The organism is Hymenobacter sp. HDW8 (genome assembly GCF_011305775.1).
Lineage (GTDB): Bacteria > Bacteroidota > Bacteroidia > Cytophagales > Hymenobacteraceae > Hymenobacter > Hymenobacter radiodurans.
In genome coordinates this window covers 869,123-886,323 of record NZ_CP049907.1, presented here as the reverse complement: position 1 = coordinate 886,323, position 17,201 = coordinate 869,123, and the positions used below count along the sequence as shown (strand labels likewise).

The window sequence follows — 17,201 nt, the reverse complement described above, 5'->3', positions numbered from 1 at the left end:
GTTTTACATACTCTTATCCCGCGCACCCTTAAACTCCGAACCCGCCTTCCATTGCGGAAACGTAGTTTCTCCAGCCAGGCGCTGACCCACGCGGAGGTAAAGCTGAGCATCCTGAGCAATGCCGGACAAGTCCCATTTGGGGTCGAACTGGTCGGCGGGCTTGTGGTACATGTTGGTGGTGTAGTTCTGGCGCTGCTGGGCGATGTATTCCTTGCCGCGGGTGCGGCTCTCGAAGCCTCCGCTGGCGTAGAGGGAGGGCACGCCCACGTGGGCGAAGCTGAAGTGGTCGGAGCGGTAGAACATGCCGGTTTCGGGCGTCTGGTCGGGGAGGATGTAGCGGTCCTGCTCCTTGGCGGCGGCGCGGGCGTACTCCTCCAGCTCCGACTGGCCGTAGCCGATGACGGTGAGGTCCTTCATCTTGCCGTAGGGCCAGAGCATGTCCATGTTCAGGTCGGCCACGGTTTTGTTGAGCGGAAACACCGGATGCTGGGCGTAGTAAGCCGAGCCCAGCAGGCCCTGCTCTTCGCCCGTCACGGCCAGAAACACGATGCTGCGGGCGGGCTTCTGGGGGGCTTTTTGGAAGGCTTCGGCAATGCTTAGCAGGGCCGCTAGGCCGGTGCCGTCGTCCACAGCCCCGTTGTAGATGGAGTCGCCAGCAATGGCTTTGCCCACGCCAAAGTGGTCCCAGTGGGCCGAGTAGATTATGTACTCATTGGGGCGAGTGGTGCCGGGTATCACCGCCAGCACGTTGCGGCTGGTCTGGCGGCGCAGCTTGTTCTGGATGCTGGCTGAGACCGTGAGGTTGCCGAGTGGGCGAGGACGGAAGCCTTTCTGGTTGGCTGCAGCATAGAGTTGGTCGTAGTTCTGGCCAGCGGCCTGGAAGAGGCGCTTGGCCGCATCAAGGGTCAGCCAGCCTTCGATGGCGCACTTGCTGGCCCCTTTGTCGGCGGTTTGGGCGCGCAGTTTAGGGCTGATGGCGCCACTCAGCACCACCGACCACGGGTAGGCAGCCGGCTTGGTGTCGTGCACGATGAGCACGCCGGCGGCTCCTTGGCGAGCTGCTTCCTCGTATTTGTAGGTCCAGCGGCCGTAGTAGGTCATGGCCTTGCCTTTGAACAAAGTGGTATCGGTGCCCGCGTTGCCGGGGTCATTTACGAAGACCACCACCGTTTTGCCTTTCACGTCGAGGCCGGCGTAGTCGTTCCAGCCGTATTCGGGAGCCACCACGCCGTAGCCGGCAAATACCAGCGGCGAGTTGGTGACGGCTACCTGGGGCTGCTCGCGCTGGGTGAAAGCTACAAAATCGGTCTTGTATTGCAGGTTCAGGCTTTTGCCGTTGCCCTTGATCTGCATGGTAGCGGCCGGGGTGCCAGTTATTTCCACCAGGGGCACGGCCTGAAAGTAGCTGCCATCGGGGCCGGGCTTAAGGCCAAGCTGCTTGAATTGGTCGGCCAGATACTTGGTGCTGCGCTCCTCGCCCACGGTAAACGGCTTGCGGCCCATCATTTCATCCGACGACACAGCTTGCAGGTACTTGCTGATGCAGGCCGAGCTGATGGTATCGGTAGAAGCGGCGGTTTCGATGGTGGCCGTTGCCGAGGCTTCGGGCTGAGAAGCCTCGGTAGTGTTGGAAGCGGGCTGCGACTGGCAGCCGGCTAGCGCTAGGCCAAGCAGCCCAGCAGCGGCAACAGAACGAGTGATGTGTAGCATGTGAGTATGGCTGTTTAACCCCGAAGTCCAAATAGCGAATTTCGAGGGAATGAAGGACGGGCTAACTAAAAGAAATTCGATTTATCAATAGTAGCGGATATTCGGTTACGAATTCTACGCCCAGATCCTTCATCTTGCAGCCTATGCACGCTCGTATTCAAACGGCTCTCACCCAACTCGAAGCTACCCACAACGTTCGCGTCCTCTATGCTTGCGAGTCAGGCAGCCGGGCCTGGGGCTTTCCTTCACCCGACAGCGACTACGACGTGCGCTTCATCTACGCGCACCCCACTGACTGGTACTTGACGCTGGATGAAGGGCCCGATACGCTCAACTTCCCCGTGGATGAAGAGCTAGATTTGGCCGGTTGGGAGCTGCGCAAGGCGCTGAAACTGCTGCGCGGCTCCAACGCAGCGTTGTTTGAGTGGCTACAGTCGCCGGTAGTGTATCGGGAGGCGCTGGATTTTCGGGCGGCGTTGCAGCCGTTTATGGGTGGATGCTTTAATCCGCGGGCCGGTTTACACCACTACCTGGGCCTAGTGCGACGCGGAGTGGAAGATGATTTGACGGGCGAGGAGGTGCGGCTGAAGCGGTTATTTTACGCGTTGCGCTCGGCCCTTGCGGCCCGCTGGATTCGGGAGGGGCCCGCCGATTTGCCCCCCATGGAGTTTCGGCTGTTGCGGGAGCTACTGCCAGCTGCGCTGAATGCAAGTGTCGATGAACTGTTGGCCTGCAAAGCCACGGCCGATGAAAAAACTACCGTGCCGTCGCCGTCGGAGTTGCTAATGTTTTTGCGGGAGGAATATGAGGCTAGTCAAGCGGTGCGTACTACATTGCCAGTTCCGGCTGCTGGGGCCGTTTCAGGGCTGGATGCATTATTTAGGCGATTGGTAAAGAAGGCTTAACGTGAGGCCTCACGTCACAAACAATCTCTATGACCATCTCCGACCTGCGCCAGCGCGGCCTGATTCTTTTTGAAGCCATCAGCGGGAGCCGCGCCTACGGTACCCATCTGCCCCACTCGGATACGGATTTGAAAGGCGTATTCATCCTGCCCGAAACCGAGTTCTACGGCCTCGACTACGTGCCTCAGGTCGCCAATGAAACCAACGACGAGGTGTTCTACGAGCTGCGTCGCTTCGTGGAATTACTGCTCAAAAACAACCCCACCGTTCTGGAACTGCTGGGCACGCCTCCCGACTGCGTTATTTCCCGGCATCCACTGTTCGCGGCATTTCGGGCCGAAGATTTCCTGTCGAAGCTCTGCCGCCAGAGCTTCGCCGAGTACGCCGTGGCCCAGATTCGGAAGGCGCGAGGCTTGAATAAAAAAATTAATCATCCCGAGCCGCCCACCCGGAAGTCGGTGCTGGACTTCTGCTACGTGACGGTGGGCGCCGGAGCGCAACCGGTGCAGCTGTGGCTCGCGCACCACGGCTACAGTATTGCCCAATGCGGTCTAGCCAACGTGCCCCACCTTACGGATTTATACGCGCTGTTTGTTGAGGATAAAAAAGCCCCCACGGCTACCGAGGCTTGGTGCGCGACCCCGAAACCTCCCAGGATGTGCTGCTGTCGGCCGTGCCGAAAGGACAGGAGCCAGTGGCGTACTTGAGCTTCAACCGCAACGGCTACAGCAGTTACTGCCGCGTGTTTCGGGAGTACCACGAGTGGGTAAAAAAGCGCAATGCGGAGCGCTATGAGAATACGGTGCAACACGGCAAAAACTACGACGCGAAGAATATGCTGCATGTATTTCGACTCCTGCAAATGGCCGAAGAAATTGCCCTCACTGGTCAGCTACACGTGCGCCGGCCCAACCGAGATTTTCTGCTGCAAATTCGGCGAGGCGAGTTTGAATATGAAACATTAGTGGAACAAGCCGAGGCGCTGGTAATGCGCGTGGAAGCTGCGTTTGCCGCCTCCAATTTGCCGGAAGCGCCAGATAAACAAGCCGCCGAGCATCTGCTGATTCGGATGCGGCAGGATTGGTACTCGGCAGCAAGCCGGTAGCCGAGTGGTGCCACAACTCAAAAGGCACCACTCTACCTAATTTTTTTTCGTGGCAGCGTGTGGAAAAATGCCCCCCAGGGCATCATCCTAGCGTCGGCCGGCGGATAGCTTGGGCTCGACCAGTTTTCTGGCCCATCTAACCTGCCTCGCCTATGTCTCGACACCTACGCTTCGCCTTTGTATTGCTGTATTTGTTGAGCTGGCAGTCGGCCGCGGCCCAGCAGCGCCTAGCTCAGGGCCGGCAGCGCAGCTACTACACCAAAGTCTTTCGGCTCACCGACGCTCAAACAGTGCGGCTGTATCAAAAAGGATTGGCTGCTGCAAAAACTAGCTTTTTCACCCAGCCCGTCGATTCATTTCTGACTGACAGCCTCCGCCAGTGGCGCCGCCCGCTGCCGGTGGGCTACTACCTGGTGGCGCACACCGAGGGGCCGCGCCTGGTATACTGGCTGCGCTCTGTGACTGACCGCGAGGTGGTAGTGCTGGACAATCAGGTGGATCTGGCCCTGGTGGTGCGCGATACGACCGGCCAACTGCTCGATGGGCAAGCCCAGGTGAGCATAGGCGGGCGCGAACTACCGTTTGATGCCGCTACGCAGAGCTTCCGTAAGGCGCGGGGTGGGCGGGGCGGCATTGTGGCCGTTACCCAAGGCGGGCGCACGACGTATCATCTGCTCAGACGAACGTTTCCGTCCAAAACCCAGCACACGCTCCGAAACGTGGCTAATCAGGTGGTGTTTGGGTTTCCGCTGGGCTACCTCACGAGGCCTGTGCGCAACTTTGTGCGCAGCCTCAAGAGCTTCAGCTACACGACTACGGGACTGGTGGGACTGGTGCGGTCGGTGTTTGACGAAGATGTGCGCGAGGAGCGCCAAAGCAAGCGCGAACAGCGGCGCGAGCAGGCCTGGACGCATTACATGGTGTTTAGCAAGCCTCGCTACCGCCCTCAGGGCGACACGCTGCGGCTGAAGGCGCGGGTGCTGCGCCGCCAGGGTGGGCGGCCTTATACCAAGCCGCTTACCTTATGGCTGAGTAGCAGTGGCAAAGACAAAAAGCTGGCTGTGCTTCGGCCCGAGCGGCCCGGCTCTTATGTCTACGAATTGCCGCTGACGGATACGCTGGGCCTGCAAAGTGGCCGCACGGTGTATGCGCGGCTAGACGATTCGCGCGAGGTTACCCTGGCCAGCGGCGAGTTTCAGCTGGAAGATTATGAGTTGAAAAACACCCGTTACACCCTGCGCGTGGCCGAAACCGAACAGCGCCGGGGCACACCGCAAGCCTTATTTCTGCGCGGCACCGATGCCAATGAGTTGAACCTGCTCGATGCGCGGGTGCGGGTGGCGGTGGTGCCCACGCAGGTTACGCGCCTGGCTTTGCCCGTGGTGTTTGTGCCCGATACGCTCTGGACGCACGCCCAACCGCTTGACCCTTTGGGTGAAACGCGTCTGAATTTGCCCCCCAACGTGCTGCCCGCCGCCGACTTTAACTATCGCGTAGAAGCCACCTTTCTCAACTCCGATAATGAGCGCCACGCTGAGCTGGCCAACGTAACCTACCGCCTCGACCCCGGCCAGCTAACCGTGCAGCTCCATAACGATTCGGTGCAGCTCCGATTTGAGCAAGCGGGCAAAAATGCCCCCCAGAGCGCCACCCTGGAAATTTGGCCTGCCAACTCTCTGCTAAAGAAGCCCTTTTTTAGCGGCCCTGTGCAGCTGCCCCTAGATTTGCCGGTGCAACCCCAGGCTGCCCGTTACCTCCTGCGCGACGCCGCTGGCCGCACCGCCGAATTGCTCCTGACGCCTGCCAATGCCGCGCTGGCCCTGCGCTCCGACCGCACGCACGATTCCATTTTTGTGGCCATGGACAACCCGCACCGGCTGCGGTTCTGGTACTTTTTGTATCGGGGCAACGAACTGGTGCGCCGGGGCTACAGCACGGAGCTGAACTTAGCTGAGCGAGCCAGCAGCCCGGAGCCGTGGTTTGCGTCGGTGCAGTACGAATGGGGCGGAGAAATGCGTACCGAGGAGTACAGCATTCCGCTGCTCCAGCGCCAGTTGCAGGTACGCGCTGAGCAGCCCGCCGTGGCGTATCCCGGCCAGCGCATCCGCCTCACGTATCACGTGACGGATGGCGGGGGCGCGCCCGTGCCCAACGCCGACCTTACTTCCTACGCCTACACCAGCAAGTTTCGGAAGCCCGAAGCTCCCGAGCTGCCCAGCTTTGAGCCGCCTACTATGGGCCGCCGAGCTGGCCGGCGGTTTCGGTTGGCAGAGCAGTTTGACAATAAACCAGATCAAACCAGCCAAAAACCGCTCGATTGGGGGAAGTGGCGGGCGCAACTGGGGCTCGATTCGTTGGTATTTTATCAGTTTCTTTATCCTGAGTTTGGGGTATTTGGCGAATACCGACCCGCGCCGGGCGGCCTGACCCAAGTAGCGCCCTTCGTAGTCGACTCGGGGCGGGTGCAGCCGGCAGCGGCCGTTTACCTCGATGGGGTGCCGATTTATATTCGGGCCCTCAACCACACCGAGCCCTACGCCCTGGTGGCCGACAGCGGCTACCATACTCTCAGCGTGCGCACCGCCACCCGCCTCATTACGCTGCGCGGCCTGTACCTGCAACCACGCCACAAGCTCACGCTCAGCCTCGACCTGAAATATCCGCGGCCTGACCTGACGGTAGAAGTGCGCCCCGCTACTTTTACCAGTCTGGAGCAAACGGAGCTGAACCGGTATGTGCTGCCCGTAAGCGTTGCCAATTTGCCCCCCGGCGCGATGCCCACGCTCCGGCAGGGGACCCGTTTGCAAGTGCTGAGCTACCGGCATCGTGTACAGCATGACTATCGAAACCAGGTGTGGCTGGGTGGGCCGTTTCGGGCCGACTCGGTGCTGTACCGGGAGGGGAGCGGGCTGCGGCAGAAGTTTTTGTTTGAACCCACCTACCGCTACACCTTCGCGCCGGGCCTGCTCAAGCAAACCAGCGTGGAGCCCTACCGCTTCGAACGCCTGCCTAGCTATAGTTACGCGGACTCCATTCCCTTGCGCGGCTTTGCGTACACCGAAGCCGCCGTGCGTAAGCTCCAGGAGCTGTCTATGTTTCAACCAGCTACCACCCGCGCCTGGAGCTTCGTGCAGCTCGATGATACGGTGCAGACCCGCGCCGGCCAAGGTCGGCTAGTGCTGTGGGCGCCGCCTGTAGAAGTCGCTGCCCAGTCGAAATTACCTAATTTGCCAGCGGTTTTATACACGGTAGTCACTCAACCCGGCCAGCCCAAATTCAACCGATTGCTGCGCGGCTTAACACCCATACAGGGCCTGAAACCGGGTAGATACCGCGTGGCAGTGCTCTTGGCTGACAGCAGCTGCTTGGTGCCCGCCGATGTGGCCGTACGGGCCGGGGGCACAACCTACGTACAGCTTCAGCGCACGCACCGGCAGCCCAAAGGCCCTGTAAGCCGGCGAGTAGGCCGTTTTATTAAAGCTCGCACAATGCATTCGACTGCGGCGGAGCAGCCGGCGGTGCGTACGTACAAAGTCCGGGAAACCTCAGCGGCGGAGCGGCGGGGGTGGCTACTCGTGCGCGGCCGGGTACGGGACCAAAGTACGGAGGAAGGGTTACCGGGCGTCACAGTGCTGGTAAAAGGCACAGATGTCGGCGTTTCCAGCAATGCGGACGGCAGCTTCGAGGTGAGCGTGCCACATGGCGGCACGCTCGTTTTTTCCTTCATTGGCTATGTTTCGGAGGAGCGTGTGGTGTGGGGACGGGAGCTGGAAGTCGATTTGAAAGGGGATGTAAAGCAACTCCAGGAGGTAGTGGTAACGGGGTTGGGTGTGGAGAACAGTCTGAATGGCAGGGTGGCAGGCGTATCCATCACCAACAGTGTCTCAAGTATATCAGGTGGCGCTTCTGTCCGAATCCGAGGAAGCGCCAGCCAGCCGATGACCACGCCCCCGCTCTTCATAGTGGATGGGTTGCCTTTCAATGGTCGGGTCGAAGACATGGACCCCGCTTCCATTCTTTCTACTACTGTGCTAAAGGGCGCGCAGGCAACAGCGCTCTATGGCGCCAGGGCCGCGGGCGGAGTAATTATTATCAAAACCAAAGCCACCAAAACGCCCCGTTCCCTAACCGATCCTACGACCACCGCTGACGCCGACAACACTTTGCCCGACGGCCGCGACCCGCGCCTGGCTCTGCGCCGCCGCTTTTCCGACGTCGGCTGGTGGCGCCCCAACCTGCTCACCGATGCCCGCGGCCAGGCCACTACCGAGGTCACCCTGCCCGACGATGTAACCAGCTGGGATACTTTTGTGCTGGGTTCCGACGACCACGGCCGCACCGGCAGCGCCACTGCCAACCTACGCTCCTTCAAAGGCTTAATGAGCGAATTGGCCGTACCGCGCTTCCTGATAGCCGGCGACCGGGCCCAAGTGCTCGGCAAAACCCTCAATTATCTCTCCGACACGGCCCAAGTCACGACCAGTTTTCGAGTGGGTGCCACTGTGGCCCGCACCACGCGCCATCAGGTCATCACCTCTGCCTTGGATACGCTCACCGTCACGGCTCCCACTGCGGCCGACTCATTGCAAGTCACGTTTAGTCTGCAAAAACCGGATGGCTACGCCGATGGCGAAGTGCGCACGGTGCCCGTGTTGCCGGCCGGCACCCGCGAGCGGGTTGGCACCTTCGCGGTGCTCACCGCCGCTGACACGACAATGCAGCTGACTTTTGACCCCAAGTTGGGCGAAACCACCGTGCGCCTGGAAAGTGACCCGCTGCCGCTGCTGCTGGAGGAAATTCAGCACGTGCAGCAGTACGCTTACCTCTGCAACGAGCAGGCGGCCTCCAAACTCAAAGCGCTGTTGCTGGAGCAGCGTATCCGCGCGTTTCTGCACCAGCCGTTTACCCACACTAAAGATGTAAACCAGCTGATTCGGCGGCTGCGCCAGGGACAGCAGAAGCCAGGATTGTGGGGCACCTGGCCTACCTCACCCATCAGCGCTTGGGCTACTTTACATGTACTAGAAGCTTTGCTGGAAGCCGAAAAACAAGGCTATAAGGTGCAGTTCGACCGCGACCAAGTACAGATTTATCTACTCAAGCAGCTGGACCTAACCTTCGCCGAAAAGCGTGACGCAGCCGTCGTGGGGGGCTTTTTTACTACTCCCGACGACCGTCTGCGCCTCTTGCAGCTCCTGCACCGCCTGGGCGCACAAACCGACTACGCTACCTATATCAAGCGCTTGGAGCGCGGCCGCCAGGAACTGGATAGCTACTTGGCCCTCACCCATCTGCGGCAGGAGTTGAAGCTGCCTTACCAGTTGGATAGTCTGCGGCGCCACCGCTTTACTACCCTGCTCGGGGGGGCTTTTTATGAGGATACCCTGCGAATGAGCGCTTATTATCGCCATCTGCTCAATAGGCGAGTGGGAACTACCTTACTGGCTTATCGCGTGTTGCGGGCCGCCGGTGGGGGAGGGGAGGAGCTACTGCGCATCCGCACGTATCTGCTGAATCAGCGGCGCGTGGGGCACTGGGCCAGCACCTATGAGGCTGCCCAGATTCTGGAAACCATCGGCCCCGACTTGTTTGAGACCGGTCGGGCCACGGTAGCGCGGGTGCAGCTCAGCGGCGGCCTCAATCAAGAGGTCACTCAGTTTCCTTTTGAGGCGAAAATGCCCCCCAGTGCCGGTTCGCTCACGTTGCGTAAGGAAGGGCTGTTACCGGTATACGCTACCGCCTACCAAACTTTATGGAACCCACAGCCTGCCGCCCTCGCTACACCCTTCCGCGTAACGACTGCGCTAGCGGGCCAAACAGGTACGCAGGTGAAGCTTAGGGCTGGGCAGCCTGCGGAGCTAGTTGTAACGGTAGATGTGGTGGCAGAGGCACGCTATGTGCTCATAGAAGTACCTATCCCGGCCGGCTGCTCCTACGGCAACAACAACCCGGGCAATTTCTTCGAGGTGCACCGCGAATACCTGCGCCACCAAACCGGCATTTTCATCGACGTACTGCCCGTAGGCCGCCATACCTTCCGTATAGCTCTGCAACCGCGCTTTCGGGGCCGCTACACGCTCAATCCAGCCCGCGCTGAACTCGTGTACTTCCCTACTCGCTTCGGTCGCTCGGCCAGCAAGCAAGCCGTCGTGGAGTAACCCAGAAGCCCGATTTTAACTACTATGATTTTGATAGTACAGCAAGAAAGCCCCGGAATAATTCCGGGGCTTTCTTGCTGTGTCACTTTACTATTTGATGCCTATTAATCAATATATCAATTAGATATGCATGATTAAGCAAAATGCAGCTGATACCAACTAGCGGCCTGTGCTACATCCTGAGGCGTGAGGTTGTGGCCGGCGGGTGCATCGTAGCGCGTGAGTTGGAAGCCCCGACTGGTAAGCAGGTTTGCGTAACGCTCAGTGGCGGCCGGGTCTACGGTAGGGTCACGCTGACCGGGCGCAAAAAACACCGGTACCGATTTCTGGGGGGCATTTTTGGCATCGTTATTTGCCATGGGGGCGGCAGGTGCTTCACGCAGAGGCTGCATAGGGCGTAGCAGGGCCGCGCCGGCCAACAGCTCCGGGTAGTGCAGCAATACGCTTCCAATGAGGTTAGCTCCGTTCGAATAGCCTAGCGCCACTAAGTTATGTAAGTCAAAACCCTTCTGGGGGGCAATTTTGTGAAGGAACTCCACCAACTCATGCGTGCGGAAACGGACATCGTCTTCATCGAAGACGCCCATGCCCAAGCGGCGAAAGAAACGAGGCATACCATTTTCCAACACATTGCCACGTACGCTCAGCACATTAAAGTCCGCACCAAGCTGGGTTGCGATTGGTAGTAGATCACGCTCATCTCCGCCTGTGCCGTGGAGCAGTAATAGCGTCCGGCTGTTCGGCTGCTCTGCGGCCCGGTAGATGTAAGTAAGAGGCTGGTAATCCATAATTAGCTGATAACTGGTAGCTGCGCTTCAATCTGGGCCCGACGGCGTTCGTACTGGGGCGGCAGCAGCAGATGCGTACCAAGCTCCGCCAGCGGCTCGTCGATCATAAAACCGGGATTGTCAGTGGCAATCTCAAACAAAACGCCCCCCGGCTCCCGGAAATACAGCGAGTGAAAGTACTGGCGGTCAATCTGCTCCGTAATATTCAGGCCGCGGGCCGCAATCTTCTCGCGAAAGCGCATTTCGGTGGCATCATCGGGCACACGAAAAGCAATGTGGTGCACCGAGCCTCCGGCCACGTGCCCCCGGGCCTCGCCGGGCGCTTCTACCAAGTCGATGATAGCCGCACTGGGCACAGCATCAGTAGCGAAGCGGTAGCGGTTCACGTGTTGTTCTACCAGCTTGTAGCCAAAAACGTCGGTCAGAATCTCGGCGGTGCCTTTGATGTTCGTCAGGGTCAGGGTCACGTTGTGAAAACCCTTCGTCGCTACTGCGTCGCTCACCTCTGCTGTAGTCCAAGGCGTGCGCGGGTCGGGGTTTTTAGCCACGGTCAACTCCAGCTTCAGGCCATCGGGGTCGAGAAAGGTGAGGTAAGGCTCACCGAATTTTTCGCTGGGCTTATTGAAAGTCACATTGTGCTGCTCAAAGCGCTTCATCCAGAAGTCGAAGCTGCCCTCAGGCACAGAGTACCCAATTTCGGTGGCCTGGCCAGTGCCCCGCCGGCCGGGCGTCATGTGTTGCCAGGGAAAAAACGTGAGAATGGTCCCCGCTGAGCCCACCTCATCACCAAAGTAGAAGTGGTAAGTGCTGGGGTCGTCAAAATTGACCGTCTTTTTCAAAAAGCGCAGCCCTAATACTTTGGCGTAGAAGTCATAGTTGCGCTGCGCATTGCTAGCAATGGCCGTGATGTGGTGCAGGCCGAGAATCTGATCCGACATAAAATGTAAGAGTTGAAGGTGAACAGGGGGTAAACTAATCCAACACGAAAAAATCTAGCATTAAAGCTAAAATCCTGAAACATCTAGTCATAAGCATACGTAAAATCCACCAGTAGCGCCACTTATGGGAGTCTGGGGCCTACTGATTGAATAAAAGTGACAGTGAACCAGAGTAAGAGTAAAGTTAGCGTTAGCACGTTAGAAGTATAGTGTATTGCAGTAGTGAGGTGGAATTATAGGGCAACAAAAAACCCCTCACTAGGAGGGGCTTTTGTAAGAAGAATTAAAATGGTAGGAGACGCAGAGAAGAGAGATACTACTTAACTTCTAAGCGCTGCGAGCTGATCTTTCCTTTCTCGCCTACGCGTACTTGATACAAACCACTGGCTAGGTTCTGAATGTTCAGACGCTGGGCTAATGCACCACGCTTCTCCATAACCGTTTTGCCAGACTGAGCAACGATTTGAACGTAGTCGGTGCCAGTTGGTAGCATCACGTAATCAGAAGCGGGGTTTGGATAAACAGCGAGGTCGTTTGTGGCTTTAGCGGTAGTAGCGCTGCTAGAAGCAGTTGCATTGCTAGTGCTCACGGCGCTCAGGGTAGAGTTAGAGCTAAGGCTTGAGCCATCACGTACTAGTACCCAACGCTGAGCGGTTGAACCGTTGTCGTCCCACTGCTGTACTTTGGCACTGTTGTGCGTGTTGTTGTTATCCACGTCAAGCACTTTGTTGGTGCCTTTGTGCATGAGCTTGAAGCTGCCATCGCCATTGGAAGTAATGATCCAACGCTGAGCAGTAGAGCCGTTATCATCCCACTGCTGCACTTTAGCACCATTTTGGTCGCTATTGTTGTCTACGTCAAGTACTTGGTTAGTACCCTTGTGGGTGAGCTTGTAAGTGCCGTCGTTCTGAAGAGTGATAACCCAACGCTGAGCGGTTGAACCGTTGTCGTCCCAAATCTGAACTTTGGCACCGGCGCGGTCGCTGTTGTTATCTACGTCAAGCACTTTGTTAGAGCCGCGGCCTACAAGCTTGTAGGTGCCACCCGATACGATTTCGCTGCTACCACCTGGAGTTGGTGCTGGTGCAGGAGCGGGGGCTGGGCTTGGAGCTGGTGCAGGAGCCGGGGCAGAAGATCCTGAAGTTGGGCCTACTACTACACCATTCACCCGTAGCTTAGTTTCCCACAGTACGTACTCAGCTTTCTCAGTATCCCGGGTAATCAGGAAGGGCAATTCTACATTCAGCGAGTAGTTATGACGCTCATTAGCATCGGGCAGGTACTGGTCATTGCGCTGACGGTCACCGTTCGTGTTGCGGTTAACGTAGCCTACGGTATTGTTGTAAGCTCTGTTATTGTAGAAGATGTCATTGCTGCCACCCGACTTCATGATGTATATACCCACGTTATTGCAACGGATATAGGTACCATCGGCCAAGTAACCCGAATTGATAATCCGGTTGTTGTAGAACTCCATGTCGTGACCGGCCGATACGCAGATACCTTGGGTACCAGTGCTTACGATGTGATTGTCGAAGGCCTTCATAAAGCCTGGTGCTGCATCCATGTCGCTGGTGTTACCATCGCCCATGTTGATGCCGCCCCCGCCGTAGTCCGTTTCTGAACCTGGGTTGCTTGGGTATGCGCCCTGAATGTAGTTGTTGTGGATGAGCATTGGGCTGTCCGACGTGCCGTTGGACAAGTAGAAGTTAACGTTTTCTTCTACCCGGCTCTTGTAAGGCTCATTAATTACTTGGTTCCAAGCAATCTCTACGCCTCTTACGTGACGTACACTGTTGAACTGTACAAACTGTACACGCTCCATTCCGCCATTGCGGGTACGACCATCGATGTTGCTTACTTTATTGTAAACAATCTTTACCGTTTCGTTATTCGACTGGTTGCCTTGGTAATGAGCCAAATAAATACCTGAGGTGTGATCGAGGTAGTTATGCTCTAGGCGAATGTTCTTGAAGTTGTTCGCATCTAGAAAACGACCATACCGCACATTGTCCTGGCTAGGAGTCATGCCGTAACCATTCGAGTTACGAACAGTTAGGTTGATGCCGGGAGTATGGGCACGAATCAAAATGCCCCGACTACGAATATTCGCATTTTCAATAATTACCGGCTCAGAAGTTTCTACACTTACAGCGGGTGTATTTGAGTCGTTGCTCTCCCAGTTACCAGAATAAGTACCACCTCTGGAGATAACAAAAGGACCTTGATAATCTTGTGCGGAGCTAGTGTAAGCACCGCCAGTTAGGAGCAGGAGCAGCAAAGAAAATAGCGTCCAATGAGATGTTGCTCGGCGTGCAGGAACGGGGGTAAGGTGTCGGATGTGCATTCGCAGAAAGGGTTGAAAGAATAAAAGTGAACAATCCAGAGTGAACAAAACTGACCAGCTTAGGTGGGAGTCGACTGGTTTATAAGTGGCAATATTACTAGATAATCACTTAGTCAAAGCATTAGAACAAAAAGTTGCACATAGTGGAAACACCATAAATGCTCCTGTGCAGCTAGACGGGAAAAGCCATAATACTTACACTAAAAACGCCCCCCCAGAGCATTCTAGGGGGCGTTTTTGTAATATTATGTAAAGTAGATCTTGCCTTTTTATTACAAATGAAACGGGTTTAAAGGCTAGGTTTATATGCAAATCGACATTATAAGGTTCACAGTATAGGGAATGATTTATATTGAAATACGCCGTGAAAATTTTGGACTACAAAACTGGGAGAAAGATAATTTTAGACAGAATATGCTAAAGCTCTTTTTAAGCTATTAACCAGTTTAGTGTAGGAAATATTTTCCGGTCAGTTAGCTCCTAAAATAGCGAACTACTGTTGAGGTTGTTGTTGGACTGTTCTTCTAATAACCTGAACAATGATTGCTATCCATTATTAATCTTATCTGCATGCCTAATAAATGAATTTTACCATGCTCGCATTTGTATGTATCGTAAAAGTTATATTTATGATGATTGAATTGGTGTTTATAAATGAGATATTATATATATATTTTAGCAGATGGTAGGTATATACATAGGTTTTTGGAGGTAAAAAACAGCCTGTATTAAGCTCATCCTTTACCTCGAATTTTGATAAAGAATTAGCTGCAAAATCAGGCGACTTGCTTAGCAGCAAAGCGAGCAGGCTGGAACGCATTGCGCAGTTTGAACTGCCTATTCTGCTTTTAACAGACGTACATAGTACACGCCACCTGCCGTAGATCCATTGTTCGCTTGGAATCTGACCGTAAGCACCTCCGGTGCGGATGCTATTACTTGGGGCGGAAGCTTGTAGTCTACCTCAATGAACTTATCACCGCCGAGGCCTTGCAACGATTCCTGCTTCAGTAGTTTACCATTGACTAGAATGGCGAAAAGGCGGTTTTTATCAGCTCCGTAGTAAGTGACGCGTAACGTGTGCGCGGCATTTCCCTTGTTTTTGAGGTTGTAGCTAAACCAACCTTTGGCCTGACGCCAGTGCCGATCCTTGAATACACCGGTGTCGGTTTGCTCACCTTTAAAGCCATGATCCGATTCGGGTTGCTGCTCGCCGGGCGCTACCTGATCGAGCGTGCGCGCTTCCAAGGCCAGCTTTTCGGCTTCCTTCAGCTGTAGAGCCTGTTTGCGGGCAACTAATTCGGTGGGAGTGGCTACGGGCCAGTAAATCATATAGCGTGCGTCATGCACCCGGAAAAAAGGAACCAACTCCACGTTCCGAAAGCGGTCAGAATCAAGTAGTGATGCGGCACTGAAAGTTAGCGGCTTGCCGGCTACTGGCTTTATATCGGCTGCTAAGCTCTGCGGATTCGACGAAACCAGCACGGGCGCCTCATCGAGCGGGTAAGCGGGGCCCTTGGCAATGTGGCCCATGCGGCTGTCATCGGCCAGTAAACCCGGCATATCAGTGGTATCGGTAATGGCAGCTAATACGATAGGGCCGTGCACGAAGGATACCCACGGAGATTTATCCGGCAAAAACTCGGCTTTGGTTTCCATCAGTAAAGCTACGCTCACTATGTCGCCCGTCTTCCACTTGCGGTTGATGGTTAGATAGCCGGGGGTGGAGGTATCGTATTTCGTAGCGCGTCCATTCACGAGTACTTGGCTGGCACCTGGTTTAAGCCAGTTGGGTTGCCGGATGTGCAGGGCAAAACGGCGGGCTTTTTTTAGCTGCAGCTTTAGGTTGGTTGTTTCAGCAAAGGGAAAACGTGTGTCCTGGGTTAGGGACAGACCTGCTGCGGACCAAGTGAGGCGGGAAGGAATAAATAGATTAACAAACAAGTCCTCCTTCGTATGGGCATAAATCAGCTCGCCGTACTTGCCGTGGTTTTCCAGACCCGAGCCCACACAACACCAAAAGCTTTCCTGCGGCTGGGAATAGACGCGGTAGTGGCGGGGTCGCATGGGCGTGAAGTACACGAACCCGCCTTTTTCGGGGTGCTGTGATGAGAGAATATGGTTGTAGAGGGCGCGCTCGTAGTAATCTATATAAGGAGTGGAGGCGCTGGTGAGGTACAACTGCTTCGATAGCTTCAGCATGTTGTAGGTGTTGCAGGTTTCGGGGCCTTCCTTGCCTTCCAGCATGGCCGTGAAATCCTGAGCGGGGTGAAAATGCTCGCTCACGCTGTTGCCACCAATAGAAACGGTGCGCCGCTCCACAACCGTTTTCCAGAAGAACGCAGCCGCGTTGCTCCACGCCGTGTCGCCGGAAAGCTCGGCCACGCGCTCATAGCCTATTACCTTCGGAATCTGAGTGTTCGCGTGAAGGCCGTTCAGCACATCTTTGCCCCCCAGTAAGGGTTCGAGTATGGCGCGGTGCGAAAACCGACGAGCTAAGGCCAGATATTTCTTGTCGCCCGTAATTTCTGCTACGTCGGCCAGTACCTCATTCATGCCGCCGTGCTCGCTGCGCAGCATATCCTGAATTTGGGCGTCGGTGAGCGAAGCGGTCAAGTCAACGGCCCAATCGGCGAGCTGCACCAGCATGTCTTTGGCCTTGGTGTTGCCCGCAAACAGGTAGGCGTCGCGCAGGCCCGCGTAGGTTTTGTGGATGTTGTACCAGGGCACCCATTTATCATTGAGCGAAAAGCTGCCCGCGTTGATTTTGCCCGCTTTTATCTGCGCCCACATTTTTTGCCCCCCAGGCGTCCCGCCGAGGTAGCCATTGCCGTTGCGTTGCTGACATATGGCCAACTCATTTACCATATAGGTCAGCCGCCGCCCAACTTCGGCGTTACCGGTGGCCGCATACATATAAGCTAGGGCCGAAAGGTAATGGCCGCCAATATGGCCATCCAGACCCGTATTTTCCCAGTTGCCATAGCTCGGCGCGCGAGGAGGTAGCCCCGCTTCTCGTTGATAGGGCGACAGCAGCCGGTCGGGGTTCATAGCCAGGATATACTGTAAGTCGGTTTGCTGCGCTGCCCGGAACGGGCTTTCGGTGAGTTCCACGGCCGACAGCGGAAAGCTTTGCAGCGGCAACACTTGGCTGTGACCTACAGTAACAGCCACAAATAGCAATCCTATGCTTAACCAGTTTGTTTTCATCGGGTGAGATACTAGGATATGATTGTATATTCCTCTACTA

The 17,201-nt window shown here is 56.2% G+C and carries 9 protein-coding genes; 4 read left to right on the top strand and 5 right to left on the bottom strand.

Features of this window, described 5'->3' with window-relative positions; all coding sequences use genetic code 11:
- Window positions 1-3: 3 nt before the first annotated feature.
- Window positions 4-1,710: a M28 family metallopeptidase gene (locus G7064_RS03750; protein ID WP_166072512.1), complete on the bottom strand. Its 1,707-nt coding sequence runs from the start codon at window positions 1,708-1,710 to the stop codon at window positions 4-6.
- Window positions 1,711-1,853: 143 nt separating this feature from the next.
- On the opposite strand from G7064_RS03750, the gene G7064_RS03745 reads away from it, so the two are divergent.
- From G7064_RS03745 to G7064_RS03735, 4 genes are all read left to right on the top strand, one after another.
- Entirely contained in the window at window positions 1,854-2,615 is a 762-nt protein-coding gene (locus tag G7064_RS03745) for a DNA polymerase beta superfamily protein (RefSeq protein ID WP_166072511.1), read from the top strand.
- A gap of 29 nt (window positions 2,616-2,644) precedes the next feature.
- Window positions 2,645-3,322 (top strand): DNA polymerase beta superfamily protein, encoded by a 678-nt coding sequence (locus G7064_RS22165; RefSeq protein WP_240935711.1) that lies wholly within the window; start codon window positions 2,645-2,647, stop codon window positions 3,320-3,322.
- Window positions 3,247-3,720, top strand: coding sequence for a nucleotidyltransferase domain-containing protein (locus tag G7064_RS22160; RefSeq protein ID WP_240935710.1), 474 nt, complete (start codon window positions 3,247-3,249; stop codon window positions 3,718-3,720). The genes G7064_RS22165 and G7064_RS22160 overlap by 76 nt, the downstream gene beginning before the upstream one ends.
- A 152-nt stretch (window positions 3,721-3,872) precedes the next feature.
- The gene (locus tag G7064_RS03735; protein WP_166072510.1) at window positions 3,873-9,878 is read left to right on the top strand and encodes a carboxypeptidase-like regulatory domain-containing protein; all 6,006 of its coding nucleotides are present in this window, start codon (window positions 3,873-3,875) and stop codon (window positions 9,876-9,878) included.
- A gap of 134 nt (window positions 9,879-10,012) precedes the next feature.
- Here G7064_RS03735 and G7064_RS03730 read toward each other — a convergent pair whose 3' ends face one another.
- The 4 genes from G7064_RS03730 to G7064_RS03715 form a co-directional block, all read right to left on the bottom strand.
- The gene (locus G7064_RS03730; protein WP_166072509.1) at window positions 10,013-10,666 is read right to left on the bottom strand and encodes an alpha/beta hydrolase; all 654 of its coding nucleotides are present in this window, start codon (window positions 10,664-10,666) and stop codon (window positions 10,013-10,015) included.
- A gap of 2 nt (window positions 10,667-10,668) precedes the next feature.
- Window positions 10,669-11,604, bottom strand: a complete 936-nt coding sequence (locus tag G7064_RS03725; protein WP_166072508.1) for a ring-cleaving dioxygenase — start codon at window positions 11,602-11,604, stop codon at window positions 10,669-10,671.
- Between the two features lie 316 nt (window positions 11,605-11,920).
- Window positions 11,921-13,885 carry an RICIN domain-containing protein gene (locus G7064_RS03720; RefSeq protein WP_205711171.1) on the bottom strand — a complete coding sequence of 655 codons (1,965 nt, stop codon included), beginning with the start codon at window positions 13,883-13,885 and terminating at the stop codon, window positions 11,921-11,923.
- Window positions 13,886-14,788: 903 nt separating this feature from the next.
- Window positions 14,789-17,161, bottom strand: coding sequence for a glycoside hydrolase family 127 protein (locus tag G7064_RS03715; protein ID WP_166072506.1), 2,373 nt, complete (start codon window positions 17,159-17,161; stop codon window positions 14,789-14,791).
- Between the last annotated feature and the right edge of the window lie 40 nt (window positions 17,162-17,201).